The organism is Herbaspirillum seropedicae, assembly GCF_001040945.1.
GTDB lineage: Bacteria > Pseudomonadota > Gammaproteobacteria > Burkholderiales > Burkholderiaceae_D > Herbaspirillum > Herbaspirillum seropedicae.
This window is the reverse complement of the sequence record NZ_CP011930.1, coordinates 4717919-4737370: the sequence shown is the minus strand read 5'-3', so window position 1 is coordinate 4737370 and position 19452 is coordinate 4717919. Positions and strand designations below refer to the sequence as shown.

18 protein-coding genes are annotated in these 19452 nt (G+C 65.0%); 3 read left to right on the top strand and 15 right to left on the bottom strand.

What is annotated here, in order from left to right; genetic code table 11:
• Positions 1-17: 17 nt before the first annotated feature.
• The 15 genes from ACP92_RS20625 to ACP92_RS20555 form a co-directional block, all read right to left on the bottom strand.
• Positions 18-1136, bottom strand: coding sequence for a GGDEF domain-containing protein (locus ACP92_RS20625; protein WP_013236066.1), 1119 nt, complete (start codon positions 1134-1136; stop codon positions 18-20).
• A gap of 201 nt (positions 1137-1337) precedes the next feature.
• Positions 1338-2237 (bottom strand): class I SAM-dependent methyltransferase, encoded by a 900-nt coding sequence (locus ACP92_RS20620; protein WP_013236065.1) that lies wholly within the window; start codon positions 2235-2237, stop codon positions 1338-1340.
• A 247-nt stretch (positions 2238-2484) separates the two neighbouring features.
• Positions 2485-3273 (bottom strand): enoyl-CoA hydratase-related protein, encoded by a 789-nt coding sequence (locus ACP92_RS20615; RefSeq protein ID WP_013236064.1) that lies wholly within the window; start codon positions 3271-3273, stop codon positions 2485-2487.
• Positions 3273-4478 carry a 3-oxoadipyl-CoA thiolase gene (gene pcaF, locus ACP92_RS20610; RefSeq protein WP_013236063.1) on the bottom strand — a complete coding sequence of 402 codons (1206 nt, stop codon included), beginning with the start codon at positions 4476-4478 and terminating at the stop codon, positions 3273-3275. The genes ACP92_RS20615 and pcaF overlap by 1 nt, the downstream gene beginning before the upstream one ends.
• 33 nt (positions 4479-4511) lie before the next feature.
• Positions 4512-5852 carry a phenylacetate--CoA ligase PaaK gene (gene paaK, locus ACP92_RS20605; RefSeq protein ID WP_013236062.1) on the bottom strand — a complete coding sequence of 447 codons (1341 nt, stop codon included), beginning with the start codon at positions 5850-5852 and terminating at the stop codon, positions 4512-4514.
• A gap of 49 nt (positions 5853-5901) precedes the next feature.
• Positions 5902-6378 carry a hydroxyphenylacetyl-CoA thioesterase PaaI gene (paaI, locus tag ACP92_RS20600; RefSeq protein ID WP_013236061.1) on the bottom strand — a complete coding sequence of 159 codons (477 nt, stop codon included), beginning with the start codon at positions 6376-6378 and terminating at the stop codon, positions 5902-5904.
• Positions 6371-7909: a 3-hydroxyacyl-CoA dehydrogenase gene (locus tag ACP92_RS20595; protein WP_013236060.1), complete on the bottom strand. Its 1539-nt coding sequence runs from the start codon at positions 7907-7909 to the stop codon at positions 6371-6373. The genes paaI and ACP92_RS20595 overlap by 8 nt, the downstream gene beginning before the upstream one ends.
• A 1-nt stretch (position 7910) precedes the next feature.
• The gene (paaG, locus tag ACP92_RS20590) at positions 7911-8702 is read right to left on the bottom strand and encodes a 2-(1,2-epoxy-1,2-dihydrophenyl)acetyl-CoA isomerase PaaG (protein WP_013236059.1); all 792 of its coding nucleotides are present in this window, start codon (positions 8700-8702) and stop codon (positions 7911-7913) included.
• Between the two features lie 26 nt (positions 8703-8728).
• Positions 8729-10414 (bottom strand): phenylacetic acid degradation protein PaaN, encoded by a 1686-nt coding sequence (gene paaN, locus ACP92_RS20585; protein WP_013236058.1) that lies wholly within the window; start codon positions 10412-10414, stop codon positions 8729-8731.
• Positions 10415-10436: 22 nt separating this feature from the next.
• Positions 10437-11507: a 1,2-phenylacetyl-CoA epoxidase subunit PaaE gene (gene paaE, locus ACP92_RS20580; protein WP_013236057.1), complete on the bottom strand. Its 1071-nt coding sequence runs from the start codon at positions 11505-11507 to the stop codon at positions 10437-10439.
• Positions 11508-11570: 63 nt separating this feature from the next.
• Positions 11571-12116, bottom strand: a complete 546-nt coding sequence (paaD, locus tag ACP92_RS20575; RefSeq protein WP_013236056.1) for a 1,2-phenylacetyl-CoA epoxidase subunit PaaD — start codon at positions 12114-12116, stop codon at positions 11571-11573.
• Positions 12113-12865, bottom strand: a complete 753-nt coding sequence (paaC, locus tag ACP92_RS20570; protein ID WP_013236055.1) for a 1,2-phenylacetyl-CoA epoxidase subunit PaaC — start codon at positions 12863-12865, stop codon at positions 12113-12115. The genes paaD and paaC overlap by 4 nt, the downstream gene beginning before the upstream one ends.
• A gap of 13 nt (positions 12866-12878) precedes the next feature.
• Positions 12879-13163: a 1,2-phenylacetyl-CoA epoxidase subunit PaaB gene (gene paaB, locus ACP92_RS20565; RefSeq protein ID WP_006461548.1), complete on the bottom strand. Its 285-nt coding sequence runs from the start codon at positions 13161-13163 to the stop codon at positions 12879-12881.
• 86 nt (positions 13164-13249) lie between these two features.
• Positions 13250-14236: a 1,2-phenylacetyl-CoA epoxidase subunit PaaA gene (gene paaA, locus ACP92_RS20560; protein ID WP_013236054.1), complete on the bottom strand. Its 987-nt coding sequence runs from the start codon at positions 14234-14236 to the stop codon at positions 13250-13252.
• A 118-nt stretch (positions 14237-14354) separates the two neighbouring features.
• The gene (locus ACP92_RS20555; protein WP_013236053.1) at positions 14355-14957 is read right to left on the bottom strand and encodes a phenylacetic acid degradation protein PaaY; all 603 of its coding nucleotides are present in this window, start codon (positions 14955-14957) and stop codon (positions 14355-14357) included.
• A gap of 305 nt (positions 14958-15262) precedes the next feature.
• Here ACP92_RS20555 and ACP92_RS20550 point away from each other — a divergent pair, with 305 nt between their 5' ends.
• From ACP92_RS20550 to paaZ, 3 genes are all read left to right on the top strand, one after another.
• On the top strand, positions 15263-15883 hold the full coding sequence (locus ACP92_RS20550; RefSeq protein ID WP_013236052.1) for a TetR/AcrR family transcriptional regulator: 621 nt from the start codon (positions 15263-15265) through the stop codon (positions 15881-15883).
• A gap of 72 nt (positions 15884-15955) precedes the next feature.
• Complete coding sequence (locus tag ACP92_RS20545) at positions 15956-17101, top strand: ABC transporter substrate-binding protein (protein ID WP_013236051.1); 1146 nt, start codon at positions 15956-15958, stop codon at positions 17099-17101.
• A 276-nt stretch (positions 17102-17377) separates the two neighbouring features.
• Positions 17378-19438 (top strand): phenylacetic acid degradation bifunctional protein PaaZ, encoded by a 2061-nt coding sequence (gene paaZ, locus ACP92_RS20540; RefSeq protein WP_013236050.1) that lies wholly within the window; start codon positions 17378-17380, stop codon positions 19436-19438.
• Positions 19439-19452: the final 14 nt, after the last annotated feature.

Here is a 19452-nt window from a genome sequence, read left to right as displayed (position 1 = left end):
TATTGATGAAATGGGTTCTAGTCGCCCGCCGCCAGCATCACGCGGTTGCGGCCGGCTTCCTTGGCCTGGTACAGCGCCTGGTCGGCGGCCTTGAGCATGGCCTGCTTGACCTCGGCCGCAGGACGGCTGCGATCCGGCGGGGTGAGCGCGGCGGCGCCAATGGAGGCGGTGATCTTGAGCGGATCGCGTGAGCCCTCGATCATCACCCCCCGGCTGCAGACGCCGGCGCGAATGCGCTCGGCGATGCGGGCCGCATCTTCGCGGGTGGCGTGCGTGAGCAGGACCACGAATTCCTCTCCCCCAAAGCGCCCCAGCGCATCCGACAGGCGCAGTTCCTTCTTGATGCGCGCAGCCACTTCGCGCAGCACATCGTCGCCGCTCTGGTGGCCGAACTGGTCGTTGACGCGCTTGAAGTGGTCGATGTCGATGAACAGGCAGGACAGCGCCGAGCGATCGCGCTGGCTGCGCGCCACTTCTTCCTGCATGCGTTGCTCGATGTAGCGACGGTTGTTCACGCCGGTGAGCGGATCGGTCAGGCCGATGTGCTTGAGGCGCTCGTTGTTGATGACGTTTTCCAGGCAGACCGCCGCGATGGTCGCCAGGCGTTCGATGAAATCGGTGGCCAGGCTGCGCGTGAAGCGCTCGCCATAGGCGCTGCCCAGCGCCAGGTAGCCCAGCAGCCGATGCTGGCGCACCAGCGGCAGCACCGCCACGCTCACCGGCTCGTAATGCGGAAACAGCGGCCCGTGCAAGGCCGCGACATAGGGCCCCAGGCGCGGCTTTTCGTCGGCCCGCGTCAGGTCGTCGTCGGGGAAGGCCAGCGCCTGCTTGAGGAAGAGCAGCTTGGGAAATTCGTTGATGCCGATCTGCAGGTCACGCAGGATGCGCTGGATGGCGTAGTCGCCATCGATGAGCGAGAGCGTCACCGTCTCCAGGCTGAACACCCCCGGCATGACGGTGAGCATGACCTCGATGAGTTCGCGGAATTCGCTTGCGCCGATCAGCTTGAGGTCAAAGGCCTGGTGGCGTTCGATGATGGACTGGTTGATATGGGCCTGCTGCAGCAGGTCCTGCAATTCGGCGCGTAGCTGCTCGTTGTCGGCAATCAGTGCTTCACTATCGATGGCGGATCTCATGTGTCTTGTGCATTTTCCGGCGTATGGCCGGCCCCTCGCCCAAACCGGTGGTACCGGTCTCCCTGCGGTTGCGTCTTGCTCAGGCGCAACCGGACTGCAATGCGACTATATCGGCAGCAATGGCGCGAGCTTGAAGCCGCGTGCGCCGCGTCTGCCTGCCATGTTCCTTGCAAGAAACGTTCCCAGCCCCGTGGACGCGCCTCAGGCGGCCTGCGAGGCAAAGAAGCGCTGGCCCATTTCTTCCAGCCCCAGCGTGCGCAACACTTCCTGCAGACGCTCGGCCGGACGGCGGCGCGGCAGGTCGCGATATTGTGCAATGATCAACTCGTTCTTCATCGAATGCTCCCAGCCCACCAGCTCGGTCACGCTGACCTTGTAGCCGTGCGCTTCCAGTTGCAGGCAGCGCAGCACATTGGTGACCTGGCTGCCGAATTCACGCGTGTGCAGCGGATGACGCCAGATCTCGGTGAGCGAGTTGGCCAGCGACTTGCCCTTGTTGCGGTTCAGGACCGAAGCGACCTCGGCCTGGCAGCAGGGCACCAGGACGATGAAGCGCGCCTCTTTGGCCAGGGCGAAATGGATGGCGTCATCGGTGGCGGTATCGCACGCATGCAGGGCGGTGACCACATCGATCTTTTCCGGCAGGCTGGGCGAGCTGATCGAATCGGCCACCGACAGATTGAGGAAGGACATGCCGCCAAAGCCCAGGCGCGAGGCCAGTTCCTCGGACTTGCGCACCAGCTCTTCGCGGGTCTCGATGCCATAGATGTGCGGCGCGCCGGGCAGTCCCTTGAAGAACAGGTCGTAGAGGATGAAGCCGAGATAGGACTTGCCCGCGCCATGGTCCACCAGGCTCACATCGGGATGCTGCTCCAGCACTTCCTGCAGCAGCGGTTCGATGAACTGGTAGAGGTGATAGACCTGCTTCAACTTGCGGCGGCTGTCCTGGTTGAGCTTGCCATCGCGGGTGAGGATGTGCAGTTCCTTCAACAATTCGATGGACTGGCCCGGACGGATCTCATGCGCCTGCGGGGCGCTCTCTGCGGCGGGTTTGCCCCGGTTCGGCTGACGGCCGGGGGCGCTGGGGGCTTGCTTGCTCATGGTGCTGCACTGGCGAAGGGCCGGCGCTAAAGGCCGGCGGGTTGGTATCGGGGCAAGATCGGCATCCATCGGTCCGAAGAGTCTGTTGATGCGGAAATGAACGATGGAAAGCGGAGCGTGCCGTGGCCGGGCATTTTACCCGATCCCGATGTCAATCTCGTGAAGTGCCGCCGTCGCGCGGGGCGTGTTGCCAGCCTGCCAATGCCCGGGCGGGAGGCCCCGATGGCAGGCCGATGGCAGGCGTGGTTCAGCGGCCGCTGAAGACCGCGGCGCGTTTTTCCTGGAAGGCCGCGATGCCCTCCTGGCGATCGGCGCTTGCCGCCATCAGGGAAAAGGATTTGCGTTCGAACAGCAGGCCCGCTTCCAGCCCCAGCTCGAAGGATTGCAGCATGGCTTCCTTGGCCAGACGCACCGCCAGCGGTGATTTCTGAGCGATGCTGTGGGCCAGCGCCAGTGTGCGTTCCAGGGTAGCGTCATCGTCCACCACCTCGGCCACCAGGCCGGCCTGCAGGGCCTGGTCGGCACTGATGAATTCGCCGGAGAGCACCATCTTCATCGCCAGCGGCTTGCCCACCGTGCGGATGAGGCGCTGGGTGCCACCGGCGCCGGGGAGGGTGCCCACATTGATTTCCGGCTGGCCGATCTTGGCCCCGCGAGCGGCAATGGCGATGTCGGCATGCATGAGCAACTCGCAGCCCGCGCCCAGCGCATAGCCATTCACCGCCGCCAGGATGGGTTTGGGGAAGCGGGCAATGGCGCGCCAGTACTGCGCACGCACATCGAGCTGGGTGGCGATGGCGTCCTTGTGGATCATCTCGTTGAGATCGGCCCCGGCGGCAAAGGCTTTCTCGTTGCCGCTGATGACGACCACGCGCACGCTGTCATCTTCCTCTGCGCGCGCTAGCGCGGCGACGATCTCGCGCAGGCTCTGGTTGCGCAAGGCATTGCGCAGCGCTGGACGGTTCAGGGTCAGATGCAGCACATGCTCGCCATGCCGCGCCGCCAGCAGGTCTTCGTAAGCCACGGTGTCCTGCATCACGCCACCCGCTCGATCACCAGCGCGATACCCTGGCCCACGCCGATGCACATGGTGCACAGCGCATAGCGCCCACCGCTGCGCTCGAGCTGGTTGATGGCCGTGGTCACCAGCCGCGCACCGGAAGCGCCCAGGGGATGACCGATGGCAATCGCACCGCCATTCGGATTGACGTGCGCCGCATCGTCGGGCAAGCCGAGATCGCGCATGACTGCCAGGCCTTGCGCGGCAAAGGCTTCGTTCAATTCGATCACATCCATCTGCGCCAGCGTCAGGCCGACCTGGGCCAGCACCTTGCGCACCGCCGGTGCGGGGCCGAAGCCCATGATGCGCGGCGCCACGCCGGCCGTGGCCATGCCCAGCACGCGCGCACGCGGTTTCAGGCGATACAGGTCGGCCGCCTTGGGCGAGGCCAGCAGCAATGCGCAGGCGCCGTCATTGACGCCGGAAGCGTTGCCAGCGGTCACCGTGCCATCGGGGCGCACCACGCCCTTGAGCTTGGCCAGTGTCGCCAGGGTGGTATCAGGGCGCGGATGTTCGTCCGTAGTAACCACGAGCGGATCGCCCTTTTTCTGCGGGATCGTCAATGGCGCGATCTCGCCAGCAAAGAAGCCCGCTGCCTGTGCCGCCGCCCAGCGCTGCTGGCTGCGCAGGGCGAAGGCGTCCTGGTCGGCGCGGTTGATCTGGAAATCGGTGGCCACGTTCTCGGCCGTCTCCGGCATGGAGTCGATGCCGTACTGCGCCTTCATCAGCGGATTGACGAAGCGCCAGCCGATGGTGGTGTCGAAGATGGCGGCGCTGCGCGCAAAGGCCGATTCAGCCTTGCCCATCACGAAGGGCGCGCGCGTCATGCTCTCCACGCCGCCGGCAATCATCAACTGCACTTCGCCGGACTTGATGGCGCGTGCGGCCATGCCCACCGCATCCAGGCTGGAGCCGCACAGGCGGTTCACGGTGCTGCCCGGCACGGCGATGGGCAGGCCCGCCAGCAGGCCGGCCATGCGCGCCACGTTGCGGTTGTCCTCGCCGGCCTGGTTGGCGCAGCCATAGAGGATGTCCTCCACGCGGCTCCAGTCCACGCCGGGATTGCGCTCCATCAGGCTGCGGATGGGCGCGGCGGCCAGGTCGTCGGCGCGCACCGCGCCCAGTGCGCCGCCATAGCGGCCAAAGGGGGTGCGGATGGCGTCACAGATCAATGCTTCCATGTGCTGTCTTTCTGTCTTGGTGGAGGAGTGGGCTCAGGCGGGAAGGGCGGCGGTGCTGCCGGCCTCGGCCTTCTTGCGGTTGTCGATCACGCGCTTGGCCTTGCCCACCGAGGTGCGCTCGATCATGCCCGCCGGCACCACCGTGACCTTGGTCGAAATGCCCACATAGGTCTTGATGCTGTGTTGCAGTTCCTTCTCCAGCGCCTCCACGTGTTCATTGGAGACATCCTCGCGCAGCTCGGCGAAGACGCTCATGCTGTCCATGTGGCCATGGCGTTCGATCTGCAACTGGTATTGCGGCGCCAGTTGCGGCAGCTTCAGGATCAGTTCCTCGATCTGGGTCGGGAACACATTCACGCCGCGGATGATGAGCATGTCATCCGAGCGCCCGGTGATCTTGCCGATGCGGCGCATGGAGCGCGAGGTCGGCGGCAACAGGCGGGTGAGATCGCGGGTGCGGTAGCGGATCATCGGCAGCGCTTCCTTGGACAGCGAGGTAAAGACCAGTTCGCCTTCCACGCCATCGGGCAGCACTTCGCCGGTATCGGGATCGATGATCTCGGGATAGAAATGGTCTTCCCAGATCACCGGACCATCCTTGCTCTCGATGCATTCGCTGGCCACGCCCGGCCCCATCACTTCGGACAGGCCATAGATGTCCACCGCATCGAGGCCGGCGCGTTGCTGGATTTCGCGACGCATCGCATCGGTCCACGGTTCCGCGCCGAAGATGCCGACCTTCAGCGAACTGGAAGCCGGGTCCATGCCCTGGCGCTGGAATTCCTCGATCACATTGAGCATGTAGGAGGGCGTGACCATGATGATGCTGGGCTTGAAATCCCGAATGAGCTGCACCTGCTTCTCGGTCTGCCCACCCGACATGGGGATGACGGTGCAGCCCAGCTTTTCGGCGCCATAGTGCGCGCCCAGGCCGCCCGTGAAGAGCCCATAGCCATAGGAAATCTGCACGATGTCACCACGCCGTCCGCCTGCTGCGCGAATGGAGCGCGCCACCACGGTCGCCCAGGTATCGATATCGTTCTGCGTATAGCCCACCACGGTCGGCTTGCCAGTAGTGCCGCTGGACGCATGCACCCGCACCACCTGTTCGCGCGGCACGGCAAACATGCCGAAGGGATAATGATCGCGCAGGTCCTTCTTGGTGGTGAAGGGGAAGCGGGACAGGTCCGACAGGCTCTTGAGGTCATCGGGATGCACGCCGGCCTGGTCGAAGGCATTGCGGTAGTGCGGCACATTGTCATAGGCGTGCCTGAGCGACCATTTCAGGCGTTGCAGTTGCAGGGCTTGCAGTTCATCGCGGCTGGCGGTCTCGATGGGTTCCAGCTCGCCGGGTTGGGGAATGCGGATGGTCATGGTGTCTCCAGTCTCTGTTGATGTTGGTGTTGTTGTTCTTGCCAGCGGCTTACTGCGCAGCCTGCAGGCCGCTGATCACTTCGCCCCTGATGCGATAGGACTTGCCCCGGAACAGCGCGATGGTCTTGCCATCCTGATTGCTCACGGTGATGTCGTACACTCCGGTGCGCCCGGCCAGCGAGCGCTCCTGCGCCTCGGCGATGAGCATGTCATTGCGCAGGGCGGGGGCGACGTACTCGATGCTGCAACCCGACGCCACAGTGTTGAGATTACGGCTGTTGCAGGCAAATGCAAATGTACTGTCGGCCAAGGCGAAGATGAATCCGCCATGGCAGGTGGCGTGGCCATTGAGCATGTCGCTGCGCACCAGCATGCTCATGCGCGCGCGGCCCGGGGCAATCTCCAGGATCTTCATCCCCAGCGCCTGGGAAGCGTTGTCGCGCGGGTACATCGCCTGCACCGTGGCTTCGGCCAGGGCCTGCGGGTCCATCTCGGTCGATGGGAATGGCAATGCGGTCTCACTCATGGAATTTCCTCCCGGAAGCGTACAAACGTTGGAGCAGGGGCGAGATGCGATAACGGTCTTCGCCATAGGTGGCGCAGAGGTGATGCAGCACCTGGTTGACCGTGTCGATGCCGATCTCATTGGCCCAGGCCAGCGGGCCGCGCGGATAATTGACGCCCTTGCGCATGGCCATGTCGGCGTCGGCGGCGTTGCATACCCCCTGATTGACCGCATCGGCGGCCTCGTTGACCAGCATGCAGACGGTGCGCATGACCATCATGCCCGGCACGTCCTGCATGGGTGAGAGATCGAGGCCGCAGGCCTGCAGCACGCCCGCCACTTCTGCATAGCGCTGGGGGCGGCACTGGTCGGCCTTGGCCAGGGCCAGGCGGGTCGCATCGGCGTAATCCAGCGCCAGGTCGACCAGCACCAGGTCGGGCTCCTGGTGCTCCCAGGCGCGCAGGGTGGCGCTGCGGCCATCGGTGATGCACAGGCATGCTGCGTTCACCTTCATCAGCAATTGGTCGGGGCGCGCCGGATGACGTTGCACCTGGCCTGGATAGCGCGTATGGATCATCTCCACCAGCGGATGGTCACCGTACAGTTGCGGCGTGGCCGTCGGCTTTGGGTAGTCCCGTTCGGTCTCGGGCCGCGGCGCCCCGGCGGCCTCGCCGTAGCGATAGAAACCGCGCCCGCTCTTGCGACCCAGATAGCCAGCATGCACCAGTTCCTGCTGGATCAGCGAGGGTGTGAAGCGCGGATCATTGAAGTAGGCGTGGAACACCGACTGGGTGACGGCAAAGTTGACGTCATGCCCGATCAGGTCCATCAGCTCGAACGGTCCCATGCGGAAGCCGCCGGCCTCGCGCATGACCGCATCGATCGTGGCTGGCTGCGCGCCGCCCTCGTGGAGCATGCGCAAGCCCTCGGCGTAGTAGGGGCGGGCCAGCCGGTTGACGATGAAGCCCGGCGTGGAGCGCGCCATCACCGGCGTCTTGCCCCAGGCCAGCGCGGTGTCATGCAGGCACTGCGCCAGCGCGGCATCGCTGGCCAGGCCGCTGATGATTTCCACCAGCGCCATCATCGGCACCGGGTTGAAGAAATGCATGCCCACCACGCGCTCGGGATGCTGCAACCCGGCCGCGATCTGGGTGATGGAAAGCGAGGAGGTATTAGTGGCCAGGATGCAGCGCGTACTGACGATGGCTTCCAGCTTGCCGAACAATTCATGCTTGGCCGCCAACTGCTCGACGATGGCTTCGATCACCAGGTCCGCTTGGTGCAATTCCTCCAGCGACTGCGCCACCGAGATGCGCTGGCTGGCCGCCTGCGCCAGTGCCGGCGTGAGCTTGTCCTTGCTGACCAGCTTGTCGAGATTGGTACAGATGGCGCCGATGGCCTTGCCCGCCGCGCCTTCGCGGCTGTCGTAGAGCAGCACAGGATGACCGGCCACGGCCGCCACCTGGGCAATGCCTGCGCCCATGGTGCCGCTGCCGATGACGGCCACGAGGGCGCTGCGGGACAGGGCGTGTGGATACTTGCGGTTGTTCATGTCATTGTCCTGTGAACTGTGGCGCGCGCTTTTCCAGGAAGGCCGTCACGCCCTCGCGGTAATCGCGGCTGCGGCCCAGGGCGCGCATGGTGTCGCGTTCGAGGTCCAGCTGTTCGGGCAGGGTGTGCGCCGGGCTGGCGTACAGCGTGGCCTTGGTGGCGGCCAGTCCCTTGGTGGGAGCACGGGCGAAATGGGCGGCCATCGCGTGGGCTTCTTCCATGAGCTGGTCGTCGTCGACGCACTTCCAGATCAGGCCCCAGCGCTCGGCCTGTTCGGCGCTGATCTTCTCGCCCAGCAGCGCCATGCCCATGGCGCGCGCCGTGCCCACCAGGCGCGGCAGGAAGTAGGTGCCGCCGGTGTCAGGGATCAGCCCCAGCTTGCAGAACACTTCCACGAAGCTGGCCGAGCGCGCCGCCAGCACGATGTCGCAGGCCAGCGGCAGATTGGCCCCGGCCCCGGCCGCCACGCCATTGACCGCACAGATCACCGGGAAGGGCAGCGCGCGCAGCGACTTCACCAGCGGGCCATAGTATTTGTCGATGGACTCGCCCAGGTCGACGCCATCGTCGCCGGGTTTGACGGCCCGGTCGCCCAGGTCCTGGCCGGCGCAAAAGCCGCGCCCGGCGCCGGTGAGCAACAGCACCCGCACGCTGGGATCGGCTTGCAGCGTGGCGATGGCGTCGCGCAGTTCCAGGTGCATGGCCACCGTGAAGCTGTTGAGCTTGTCGGGACGGTTCAGGGTGATGACGGCGATGCCGTCACGGTTCTCTAGGAGGATGGATGGGGAACTCATGGCAGGAGATCTCGGGAGTCAGGGGATCAGGCAGTAGTGGTGGAGGCGACCGGTTCGCGGGTCTGCACGACGCGGTAGCGTGCGGCGACGAAGTCGGCATCGGTCAGCGTGCAGTTGGCTGCGGGATTGGCGCCGGTGCCGTGGTAATCGCTGAAGGCGGCCGATTGGTTCACCAGCACGCCGCCGGTCAGGTTCAGCGACAGCGCCACGCCGGCATCGGCGGCAGCGTGTTGCAGCCCTTGCCGGAGGGTGGCGTCGGTGGTGTAGGCCGACAGGGTCAGCGCACCCTGGTCGGTGGCGATGCGCTGGGCCAGTGCGATGGCGGTGGCGGTGTCATCGACCGGCACGATGAAGCTGATGGGGCCGAAGTATTCCTCGGTGATGGCTTCATTGCGGCGCGCCAGCATCACCAGCGGCGTGCGCACGCGCGCACCGGGGAACTGCGGATGGACCAGCGCCGTGCTCTCCAGCAGTACCTGTCCTTTGCCGCGGGCCAGCTCGATGCGCTGCAGCACGGCCTCGTTCTGGATCGCGCCCAGCAATTCCACCGCCTTGGCGCTGTCGGTGGTCAGGTGCGCCACGGCCTGCACGATGGCCTGGCTCACTTCCACGAAGCTGAGCTGGCCTTGCGGCGTGCGCACGCCATCCCTGGGGATGTAGATGTTCTGCGGCGTGGTGCACATCTGCCCCGAATACAGCGCCAGCGACAGCGCGATGTTCTGCACCATGCCGGCCAGGTTGTCGGTACTGTCGATGATGATCTGGTTGATGCCGGACTTCTCCGTCAACACCCGGGCCTGGCGCGCCCGTTCTTCCAGCCAGTCGCCATTGGCGCTGCTGCCGGTGAAATCGATCAGCCCGATCTCGTGGCGCAAGGCCAGCGTGCGCGCCAGGCCGGTATCGCTCGCGTCGTGCGCGGCCAGCGTGACCACGTCGGGCGCAAAGCCGGCCTCGGCCAGCACTTCACGCGCCACCTGCACCGTGATGGCCAGCGGCAGGATCGCGCCCGGATGCGGCTTGACGATGACTGCGTTGCCCGTGGCCAGATTGGCGAACAGGCCGGGATAGCTGTTCCAGGTCGGGAAGGTGCAACAACCGATCACCAGGCCGATGCCACGCGGCACGATGCGCCAGGTCTTGCGCATCACCAGGGGAGCATGCTTGCCCTGCGGCTTTTCCCATCGCGCTTCGGCCGGAATCAGTTGCAGCTGTTGCCAGGCGCAGGCGATGGCTTCCAGCGCACGGTCCTGCGCATGCGGGCCGCCGGCCTGGAAGGCCATCGTGAAGGCTTGGCCGGTGGTGTGCTGGACGGCATGCGCGATCTCGAAGCTGCGCGCATTGAGCCGCTGCACGATCTCCAGCGCCACGCCTGCCCACACCTGGGGGCCAGCCTCGCGCCAGCTGGCGGCGGCCCGCTGCATCGATGGCAACAGGCGGTCCAGGTCCGGGGCGGGGTAGCGAATGCCCAGCGGGGGACCGTAGGGAGACACTTCTGCGCCGACCCAGCGGTCGCCGCCGGCCTGCTCTGGGGTGAAGAGGAAGGGGCGCTCCAGCCTGGCTTCATAGGCGGCCCGCCCAGCCTCGGCCGCACCTTCGCCATAGAAGCGCGGGCTCGGTGATTCGTTGTAGGGACTCCAGTAGCCGCGTTGCTGCAGGGCGCTGACGGCCTGCTCCAGCGTGGCGCGATGGCGGTTGAAGAAATCGGTTGGCATATGTTCTCCCTGGTGCGGCGGCTCAGTTGTCCTGGTCAAAGTCCAGCAGCAGCTTGTCGCTGACCGGGAAGGACTGGCAGCTCAGCACGAAACCGCGTGCGATCTCGTAGTCTTCCAGCGCGTAGTTGGCATCCATGTCCACCTTGCCTTCCACTACCTTGCAGCGGCAGGTGGCGCAGACGCCGCCCTTGCAGGAGTAACGCAGGTCGATGCCATGCTTCAGGCCGGCTTCGAGCACCGATTCCTTTTCCTTGTCCATGGTGAAGACGTTGTGATAGCCATCGACGATGACGGTGACTTCGCATTCCTGCTTGCCCACCACCGTACGCGCGGCGTGCGCGCGCGGCGGTGTGCTGGCGGCGAACAGTTCGGTCTTGATCTGTGTCTTGGGCAAACCATGCGCCTGCAAGGATGCGGCTACGGCCTGCACCATTTCTTCCGGCCCGCAGAGGAAGGCGGCGTCGACATCCTTCAGATCGATCCAGGAGGCGAAGAAGGCGTCGCACTTGGCGCGGTCGATGCGGCCATTGAACAGCTCCACATCCTGCTGCTCGCGGCTCATCACGTAGACCACATTGAAGCGTTCCAGGTAGGCATCCTTGAGGTCGGTCAGCTCTTCCTTGAAGATCACCGAGGACGAGGCGCGATTGGCGTAGACCAGCGTGAAATGGCTGTGCGGCTCGCTCAAGAGCGTGGTCTTGATGATCGACATCATCGGCGTGATGCCGCTGCCGGCGGCAAAGGCCAGGTAGTGCTTGCGGTTGCCGGCCTCCAGCGGCACGTTGAAATGGCCCATGGGCGGCATCACGTCGATACGTTGTCCTGGGACAAAGGACTCATTGGCCCAGTTCGAAAACAGCCCGCCGGGGGCGCGCTTGATGGCCACGCGCAACTGTCGCTCCTGCACGGCCGAACAGATCGAATAGGAACGGCGCAGGTCTTCGCCATTGATCTCGGAACGCAGCGTCAGGTGCTGTCCCTGCTGATAGGAAAAGGTGTCTTGCAGTTCGGCCGGTACGGCAAAGGAGACCACGATGGTGTCGCGCGTTTCCTGCTTCACGTCCGAGATGGTCAGTGGATAGAATTTGCTCATGATGTTGTGCCTTTTTTCGGGGTCATCGAGCCGGGCTCAATGGCCAATGTCCAATGTGCAATGTCAATGCGCCTTGAAATAGTCGAAGGGTTCGCGGCAGTCCTTGCACTGGTACAGCGCCTTGCAGGAGGTGGAGCCGAACTGGCTCACGCAGACCGTGCGGGAGGAACCGCAGTGCGGGCAGTCCACCTGGGCCGCGGCATGGTGCTTGAGCTGGATGCCGCGAATGTCGATGACCTGCTGGGCCGGCGGTGCAATGCCGTACTGGCGCAGGTTGTGGCGGCCCTTTTCGCTCATCCAGTCGGTGCTCCACGCCGGCGCGAGCTGGATGCGGATGGCCACCTGCGCCAGGCCTTTTTCCTGCAGCACGGTGGTGATGTCCTCGGCGATCACGCCCATGGCGGGGCAGCCTGAATAGGTCGGGGTGATCACCACGGTGCAGCGGGCATCCACAGCACCGGCAGCCTCGATCTCGACCTCGCGCACGATGCCCAGGTCCACCACCGAGAGCACCGGGATCTCGGGATCGGGCACGGCCTCCAGCCAGTCCCAGATGCGCGCCTTGAGCGCATCCGGTCCGGCCTGCAGGGCCAGTTGCGCCTCGCTCACCACTGCGCTCCCGGATAGGCGCGCTGCAGGAATTGCATCTCCGCCAGCAGATAGCCCAGGTGTTCGGTATGCCGGCCGGCCTTGCCGCCGCTCTGCATCCACAGTCCCGCAGGCGGCACCTTCAAGGTCGCTTCCAGCAGCACGTCGGTGACATGCTGGGTCCACTTCTGCTGCACCTCGCCCAGCGCAGTCGCCACACCCTGCTCTTGCATGGCCTGGTCCAGAGCATCGGCGACGAAGAGCTCGCCGGTGTACATCCACAGCGCGTCGATGGCGGCCTGCATGCGGCGATGGCTGTCCTCGGTGCCATCGCCCAGGCGGATCATCAGGTCGGTGCTGCGGCGCACGTGATAGGTCACTTCCTTGAAGCATTTCTGCGCGATCTCGGCAATGCGCGCGTCGCTGCTCTGGCACAGGCCTTCGAGCAGGAAGTAGTGCCAGACGTCGAAGAGGAACTGGCGCGCCAGCGTGTCGGCGTAGCTGCCATTGGGCAGCTCCACCAGCAGCAGGTTGTGGAACTGGTGGGCGTCGCGCAGGAAGGCCAGCTGGTCTTCGTTGCGGCCCTGTCCTTCCAGCTCGGCGGCGTAGGAGAGCCACAGGCGCGCCTGGCCGATCAGGTCCAGCGAGACATTGATCAGGGCCATGTCTTCTTCCAGCGCAGGGCCCTTGCCGCACCATTCGGTGAGGCGTTGCGAGAGCACCAGGACGTTGTCGCCCAGGCGTCGCACGTAATCGGTTTTCTGTGTCATGACGATCTTCCCCTTACAGGTTCTTCAGCTCGGCCGGCATGGGGAAGAAGGTCGGGTGGCGATACACCTTGCTGTTGGACGGCTCGAACAGCGGGGCCTTGTCGCCCGGGCTGGAAGAGACGATGTCGGCGGCGCGCACCACCCAGATGCCCACGCCTTCATTGCGGCGGGTATAGACGTCGCGGGCGTTGTTGATGGCCATCTCGCCATCGGGGGCGTGCAGGCTGCCGACGTGTTTGTGGGCCAGACCGTGCTGGCTGCGGATGAAGACTTCCCAGAGAGGCCATTCCTTGCTCATGATGGTGTTCCTTGTTGGCGGGCCGCCATGCTGCGGCCACTGGCATTGTTGTGAGATGAAGCGGTTCGGAAATTGCGGTCTGGCCTTCAGGCCGCCTTGCGCGTGGCGCGCTTGTCGGCATGCGCCACCAGCGCATCGCGGAACCAGGCGCCGTCGTCGTAGGCCTTCTTGCGCGTGGCCAGGCGCTCGCGGTTGCAAGGGCCATTGCCGCGCAGGACATTGTGGAATTCGTCCCAGTTGATTGCGCCGAAGTCATAGCGGCCACGTTCCTCGTTCCACTTGAGATCGGGGTCCGGCACCGTCAGGCCCAGGTATTCGATCTGCGGGATGGTCTGGTCCACCATGCGCTGGCGCAGTTCATCATTGGAAAACAGCTTGATGCGCCACTGCATCGATTGCGCGCTGTTGACCGATTCGGCATCGGAGGGACCGAACATCATCAGCGCCGGCCACCACCAGCGGTTCAGCGCATCCTGCGCCATCTGCTTCTGCTCGGGCGTGCCGCGACACAGCGCCAGCATGATGTCGTAGCCCTGGCGGGCGTGGAAGGATTCCTCCTTGCAGACCCGCACCATGGCGCGCGAATAGGGACCATAGGAGCAGCGGCATAGCGGGATCTGGTTGATGATGGCCGAGCCATCCACCAGCCAGCCGATGGCGCCCATGTCGGCCCAGCTCAGGGCGGGATAGTTGAAGATGCTGGAATACTTGGCGCGGCCGGCGTGCAGTTCGTCCAGCAGGTCGTCGCGCGACACGCCCAGGGTCTCGGCGGCGCTGTAGAGATACAGGCCATGGCCGGCCTCGTCCTGGATCTTGGCCATCAGGATGGCCTTGCGCTGCAGTGTCGGCGCGCGCGTGACCCAGTTGCCCTCGGGCAGCTGGCCGACGATTTCCGAGTGGGCGTGCTGCGAGATCTGGCGCACCAGCGTCTTGCGATACGCCTCCGGCATCCAGTCCTTGGGTTCGATCTTCACGCCCGCCTCGATGCGGGCCTGGAAGGCGCGTTCTTCGGGCGACATGTCGTCCAGGCCGCGCACCTTGGACAGGCCGGTTTCTACCATTTGTGCGTACATGCTGCTTCTCCATCAAAAGGTTGCACGCTGAGCGACGGGCGAACGAGGTCCTGGCCGCATTGGCCCGCTTCAGGTGGGTGTATCCAAAAACTAAAAGACGTCTCGGCGGCTGGCCCTGCTAGGCCCGCCGCGCCGCAATCAGCGGTTCGACGAAGGGGGCGGCCAGCGCTGGCCGGTTCTCTTCGATCTGGGACAAAGGGCTGACTTCGCGCAGGCTCGCCAGGCAACGCACGGTCAGGTCCTGGTAGGTGCGGGTGCCGGCCTGCTTCCATGCCATCTCATCGGCCGTCAGCTCGCGCACTACCTTGGCCGGCAGGCCCGCGGCCAGCGTGCGCGGCGGTATCTGCATGCCAGCGCGCACGAAGGCGCAGGCCGCCACGATGGCCTGTTCGCCCACCACGGCTTCATCCATGACCACCGCGTTCATGCCCACCAGCGCATCGCGCCGCACGGTGCAGCTGTGGAGCACGGCACCGTGGCCGATGTGGCCGTTCTCTTCCACCACGGTGTCATGGCCGGGGAAACCGTGGATCACGCAGGTGTCCTGCACATTGGCGCCACGTTGCAGCACGATGCGGCCAAAGTCGCCGCGCAGGCAGGCCGTCGGACCGACATAGCAGTCCGGACCGACGATGACGTCGCCGATCAGCACCGCCGTGGGATGAACGTAGGCGCTCGGGTCCACCACCGGGATCACGCCTTCTATCGAGTAACAAGGCACCGCGTCTCCTTTTGCAGGTCCGCCCCTTGGACGGCCTGCCTTGTCGTTGGCAACGTTGCAGGGGCTGCTTTTGGTCGGGGATGGCCGGAAAAAAGCATTTGCCTGTCGCTGTTTTTTAGGGAATAATAATTTCGACCGACCGGTTGGTCAATAATGTTTTCGAAGTTTTTTCTGACCGTGTCAAAGATGCATCGCAACGGAGCTGGGCAGGGCGGCTGTAACGTGCAGAGATGGCCGATGTTTCTTAAGAGTTTTGATTTACGGCACAATCATGACTTTGCAGAAATATCGAAGAGGACGTGCATATGCCCAGGAAGCGTGCGGCGGGATACGACAACCAGCGCGAGACCATCGTCGAACAGGCCGCGGCCTTGTTTGCGCGCAATGGTTTCGTGGGCACCTCGATGAACGAGGTGGCCCTGGCCTGCGGCCTGTCCAAGGCCTCGCTGTATCACTATTTTGCCGACAAGCATCAGTTGCTGATGCATATCTGCGAAGACCACATCGACCGTCTCTGTGCGCTGGTCGATGAGGTGGCGCAGCAGGATCTGGCGCCGGAGCCGCGCTTGCGGCTCTTGGTGCAGCGTTTCGTGGAGGAGTACCGCGACGCGCAGAACGAGCATCGGGTGCTCACCGAGGACGTGCGCTTCCTGGAACCGGGAGACCAGAAGCGCATCCTCAACGGCGAGCGCAAGGTGGTCAAGGCCGTGGCCGACGCCATGAGCGCGGTGCGGCCCGAGCTGGATCGCAGCCGCATGGCCAAGCCCTTGGCGATGCTGCTGTTCGGCATGATCAACTGGATGTTCATGTGGTTGAAGCCCGATGGCGAGCTCACCCATGAACGCATGGCGGTGGTCGTGTCCGATCTGTTGTTCGGTGGTATCGGCGCCGTGGGCCTGGACGGCGCGGGAAAGAAGAAACGATGACGTGAGCCCTTGATCGGTAGCGTCATTGCAGGCATGCAGCACCACAATGACAACATCATCAAGGAGACCTTCATGCAGTTTGCTCGCCCCTTGCTCGCGCTGGCACTAGCCGGCTGCGCGCTCGTCGCACGCGCCGACATCAATGTCGGCGTCACCGTTTCCACCACCGGTCCGGCGGCTTCGCTGGGCATCCCCGAGAAGAACACCATCGCACTGCTGCCCACGACCATCGCCGGGCATAAGGTCAACTACATCATTCTCGACGACGCCTCCGACACCACGCAGGCGGTCAAGAATGCGCGCCGCTTCGTGTCCGAAAACAATGTGGACGTCATTGTCGGTTCTTCGGTGAGCCCCAACTCGATCTCCATGATCGAAGTGGCCGCTGACGCGCAGACCCCGATGATCTCGCTGGCCGCTGCCGCGCGCATCGTCGAGCCCATGGATGCGAAAAAGAAATGGGTCTTCAAGACGCCGCAGAACGACATCATGATGTCGCTGGCCATCGCCCGCGACATGGTGGCGCGCGGCTATCAGCGCATCGCCTTCATCGGCTATTCCAATGCCTATGGCGAGGGCTGGTATGAGGAATTCAAGAAGGCCGCCGGCCTGAAGAAGCTGGAACTGGTGGCCAATGAGCGCTTCGCCCCCACCGACAGTTCGACCACGGCCCAGGCGCTCAAGCTGGTGGCGGCCAAGCCCGACGCCATCCTCATCGCCGCCTCCGGCACGCCCGCGGTGGTGCCGCAGCGCGCCCTGAAGGAGCGCGGCTTCAAGGGCCAGATCTACCAGACCCACGGCGTGGCCAATGCCGACTTCCTGCGCGTGGGCGGCAAGATGCTGGATGGCACGCTGCTGCCGGCCGGCCCCGTGCTGGTCGCTGCGCAACTGCCGGCCTCCAATCCTATCCGCAAGGTGGCGCTGGACTACACCACCAAGTATGAAGCGGTACATGGCAAGGACAGCGTCTCGCTCTTCGGCGGCTACGCCTGGGACGCCGGCGTGCTGCTGCGATGGGCCATCCCCGTGGCCCTGAAGGGCGCCAAGCCGGGCACGCCGGAATTCCGCGCCGCCCTGCGCGATGTGCTGGAAGCGACCAAGGAAGTCACGGGCGTGCATGGCGTCTACACCATGTCCTCTACCGATCACCTGGGGCTGGACCAGCGCGCTGCGGTGATGGTCAAGATCGTTGATGGGGCTTGGCAATACCAGCCCTGACCACCAAAGACGAATCCGCTCGCGCGCCGCAGACCGTTCGACCTGAGTAGGCCCTAGGGGCCGTATCGAAGGCGCTGCGGAGGTCGCACGCCGGAGCGCCCCTTCGACGGGCTCAGGACAGGCTTCGATACGCGGCTGCGCCGCTACTCAGGTCGAACAGCCGGTGGTGCATGTCGAATCTCAGCCAAGCGGCATTGAACCATCCGCAAGCGGCTCTCCACCAGCCGCTGCCTCAACTTGCAACTGCTCATCCCTTACCCCTATCAGGAGTCCCCGATGACCGCCCATCCACCCCTGCTACAGAGTTTCATTGCCGGCCGCTGGCTTGGCCAACGCCCATCCCAAGCGCTGCACAGCGCGGTCAACGGCAGCGCCGTGGCCAGCACCCATGAAGAGTCCATCGATTTCGGCGAAGCGCTGGAACACGCCCGCAAGACCGGCCTGCCTGCGCTGATGGCGCTGGACTTCCAGCAACGCGCCGCGATCCTCAAGGCCCTGGCCAAGTACCTGATGGAGCACAAGGAAGTCCTGTACGCGGTCTCCGCCCATACCGGAGCGACCCGTGCCGACAGCTGGATCGACATCGAAGGCGGCAGCGGTACGCTGTTCACCTATGCCAGCATCGGCGCCAATGAATTTCCCTCATCCAACCTGGTCCACGAAGGCCCGGCCATGCGGCTGGGCAAGCAGGGCCGCTTTGCCGGCACCCACATCCTGGTGCCGCGCGGCGGCGTGGCGGTCCACATCAACGCCTTCAACTTCCCGGTCTGGGGCATGCTGGAAAAATTCGCCCCCACCTTCCTGGCCGGCATGCCTTGCATCGTCAAGCCCGCCACCGCCACCAGCTACCTGGCCGAGGCAGCGGTGCGGCTGATCCAGCAATCGGGCCTGCTGCCCGAAGGCAGCCTGCAACTGGTCATCGGCAGCACCGGCGATCTGCTGGAGCGCCTGCAGGCGCAGGACGTAGTGACCTTTACCGGCTCGGCCGATACCGCCGCCAAGCTGCGCGCACACCCCAATCTGATCGCCAACTCCATCCCCTTCAATGCCGAAGCCGATTCGCTGAACTGCGCCATCCTCGGCCCCGATATCACCGCCGACGATGAGGAGTTCGATCTCTTCGTCAAGGAAGTGGCGCGCGAGATGACTACCAAGGCCGGCCAGAAGTGTACGGCCATCCGCCGCGCCATCGTGCCGCGTCGGCACGTCGATGCAGTCGCGGAAAGACTGGCCGCTAGGCTGTCGAAGATCGTGGTCGGCGATCCTGCACTGGAAACGGTGCGCATGGGGCCGCTGGCCTCGCGTGCGCAACAGCGCGATGTGGAAGAACGCGTGGCCTTGCTCAGGCACAGCGCCGACCTCATCCTCGGCGCCGGCAGCGCCTTCGCACCGCAAGGCCAGGGCGTGGGCGAGGGCGCTTTCTTCGCGCCCACGCTGCTGCTGGCCCGTGATACCGCCGCGGGCAGCCCGGTGCATGAAGTGGAAGCCTTCGGTCCGGTCAGCACGCTCATGCCCTATGACGATCTCGACGAAGCCCTGGCCCTGGCCGCACGCGGGCGCGGCAGCCTGGTGGCCAGCCTGGTCACGCGCACGCCAGCGGTGGCCGCGCGCGCCATTCCGGTGGCCGCTGCCTGGCACGGCCGCCTGCTGGTGCTGGACCGCGAAGCCGCAGCGGAATCCACCGGCCACGGTTCGCCCCTGCCGCAACTCAAGCACGGCGGCCCCGGTCGCGCCGGCGGCGGCGAGGAACTGGGCGGCTCGCGTGCGGTGAAGCACTACCTGCAACGCACAGCTGTGCAGGGTTCGCCGACCATGCTGGCCGCCGTCGTGGGCGAGCACGTGCGCGGCGCCCGGGTGCGCGAGTCAGGTATCCATCCCTTCCGTCATTACTTCGAAGACCTGCAGATCGGTGATTCGCTGACCACCCATCGCCGCACCGTCACCGAAGCCGACATCGTCAATTTCGGCTGCCTCTCCGGCGACCATTTCTACATGCACTTCGACGAGATCGCCGCCCGCCAGTCGCCCTTCGGCAAGCGCATCGCGCATGGCTACTTCGTGCTCTCGGCGGCCGCCGGCCTGTTCGTCTCGCCCGCGCCCGGCCCGGTGCTGGCCAACTACGGGCTGGATACGCTGCGCTTCGTCAAGCCGGTGGGCATTGGCGATACCATCTCGGCGCGCCTGACCTGCAAGCGCAAGATCGACCGCAACAAGAAGGATGCCAATGGCCAGGGCCAGGGCGTGGTGGCCTGGGATGTGGAAGTGAGCAACCAGGAGGGCGAGCTGGTGGCCTCCTACGACATCCTCACGCTGGTGGCCAAGAAGCCCCTGGAATGAATGCTGTGGGCCAG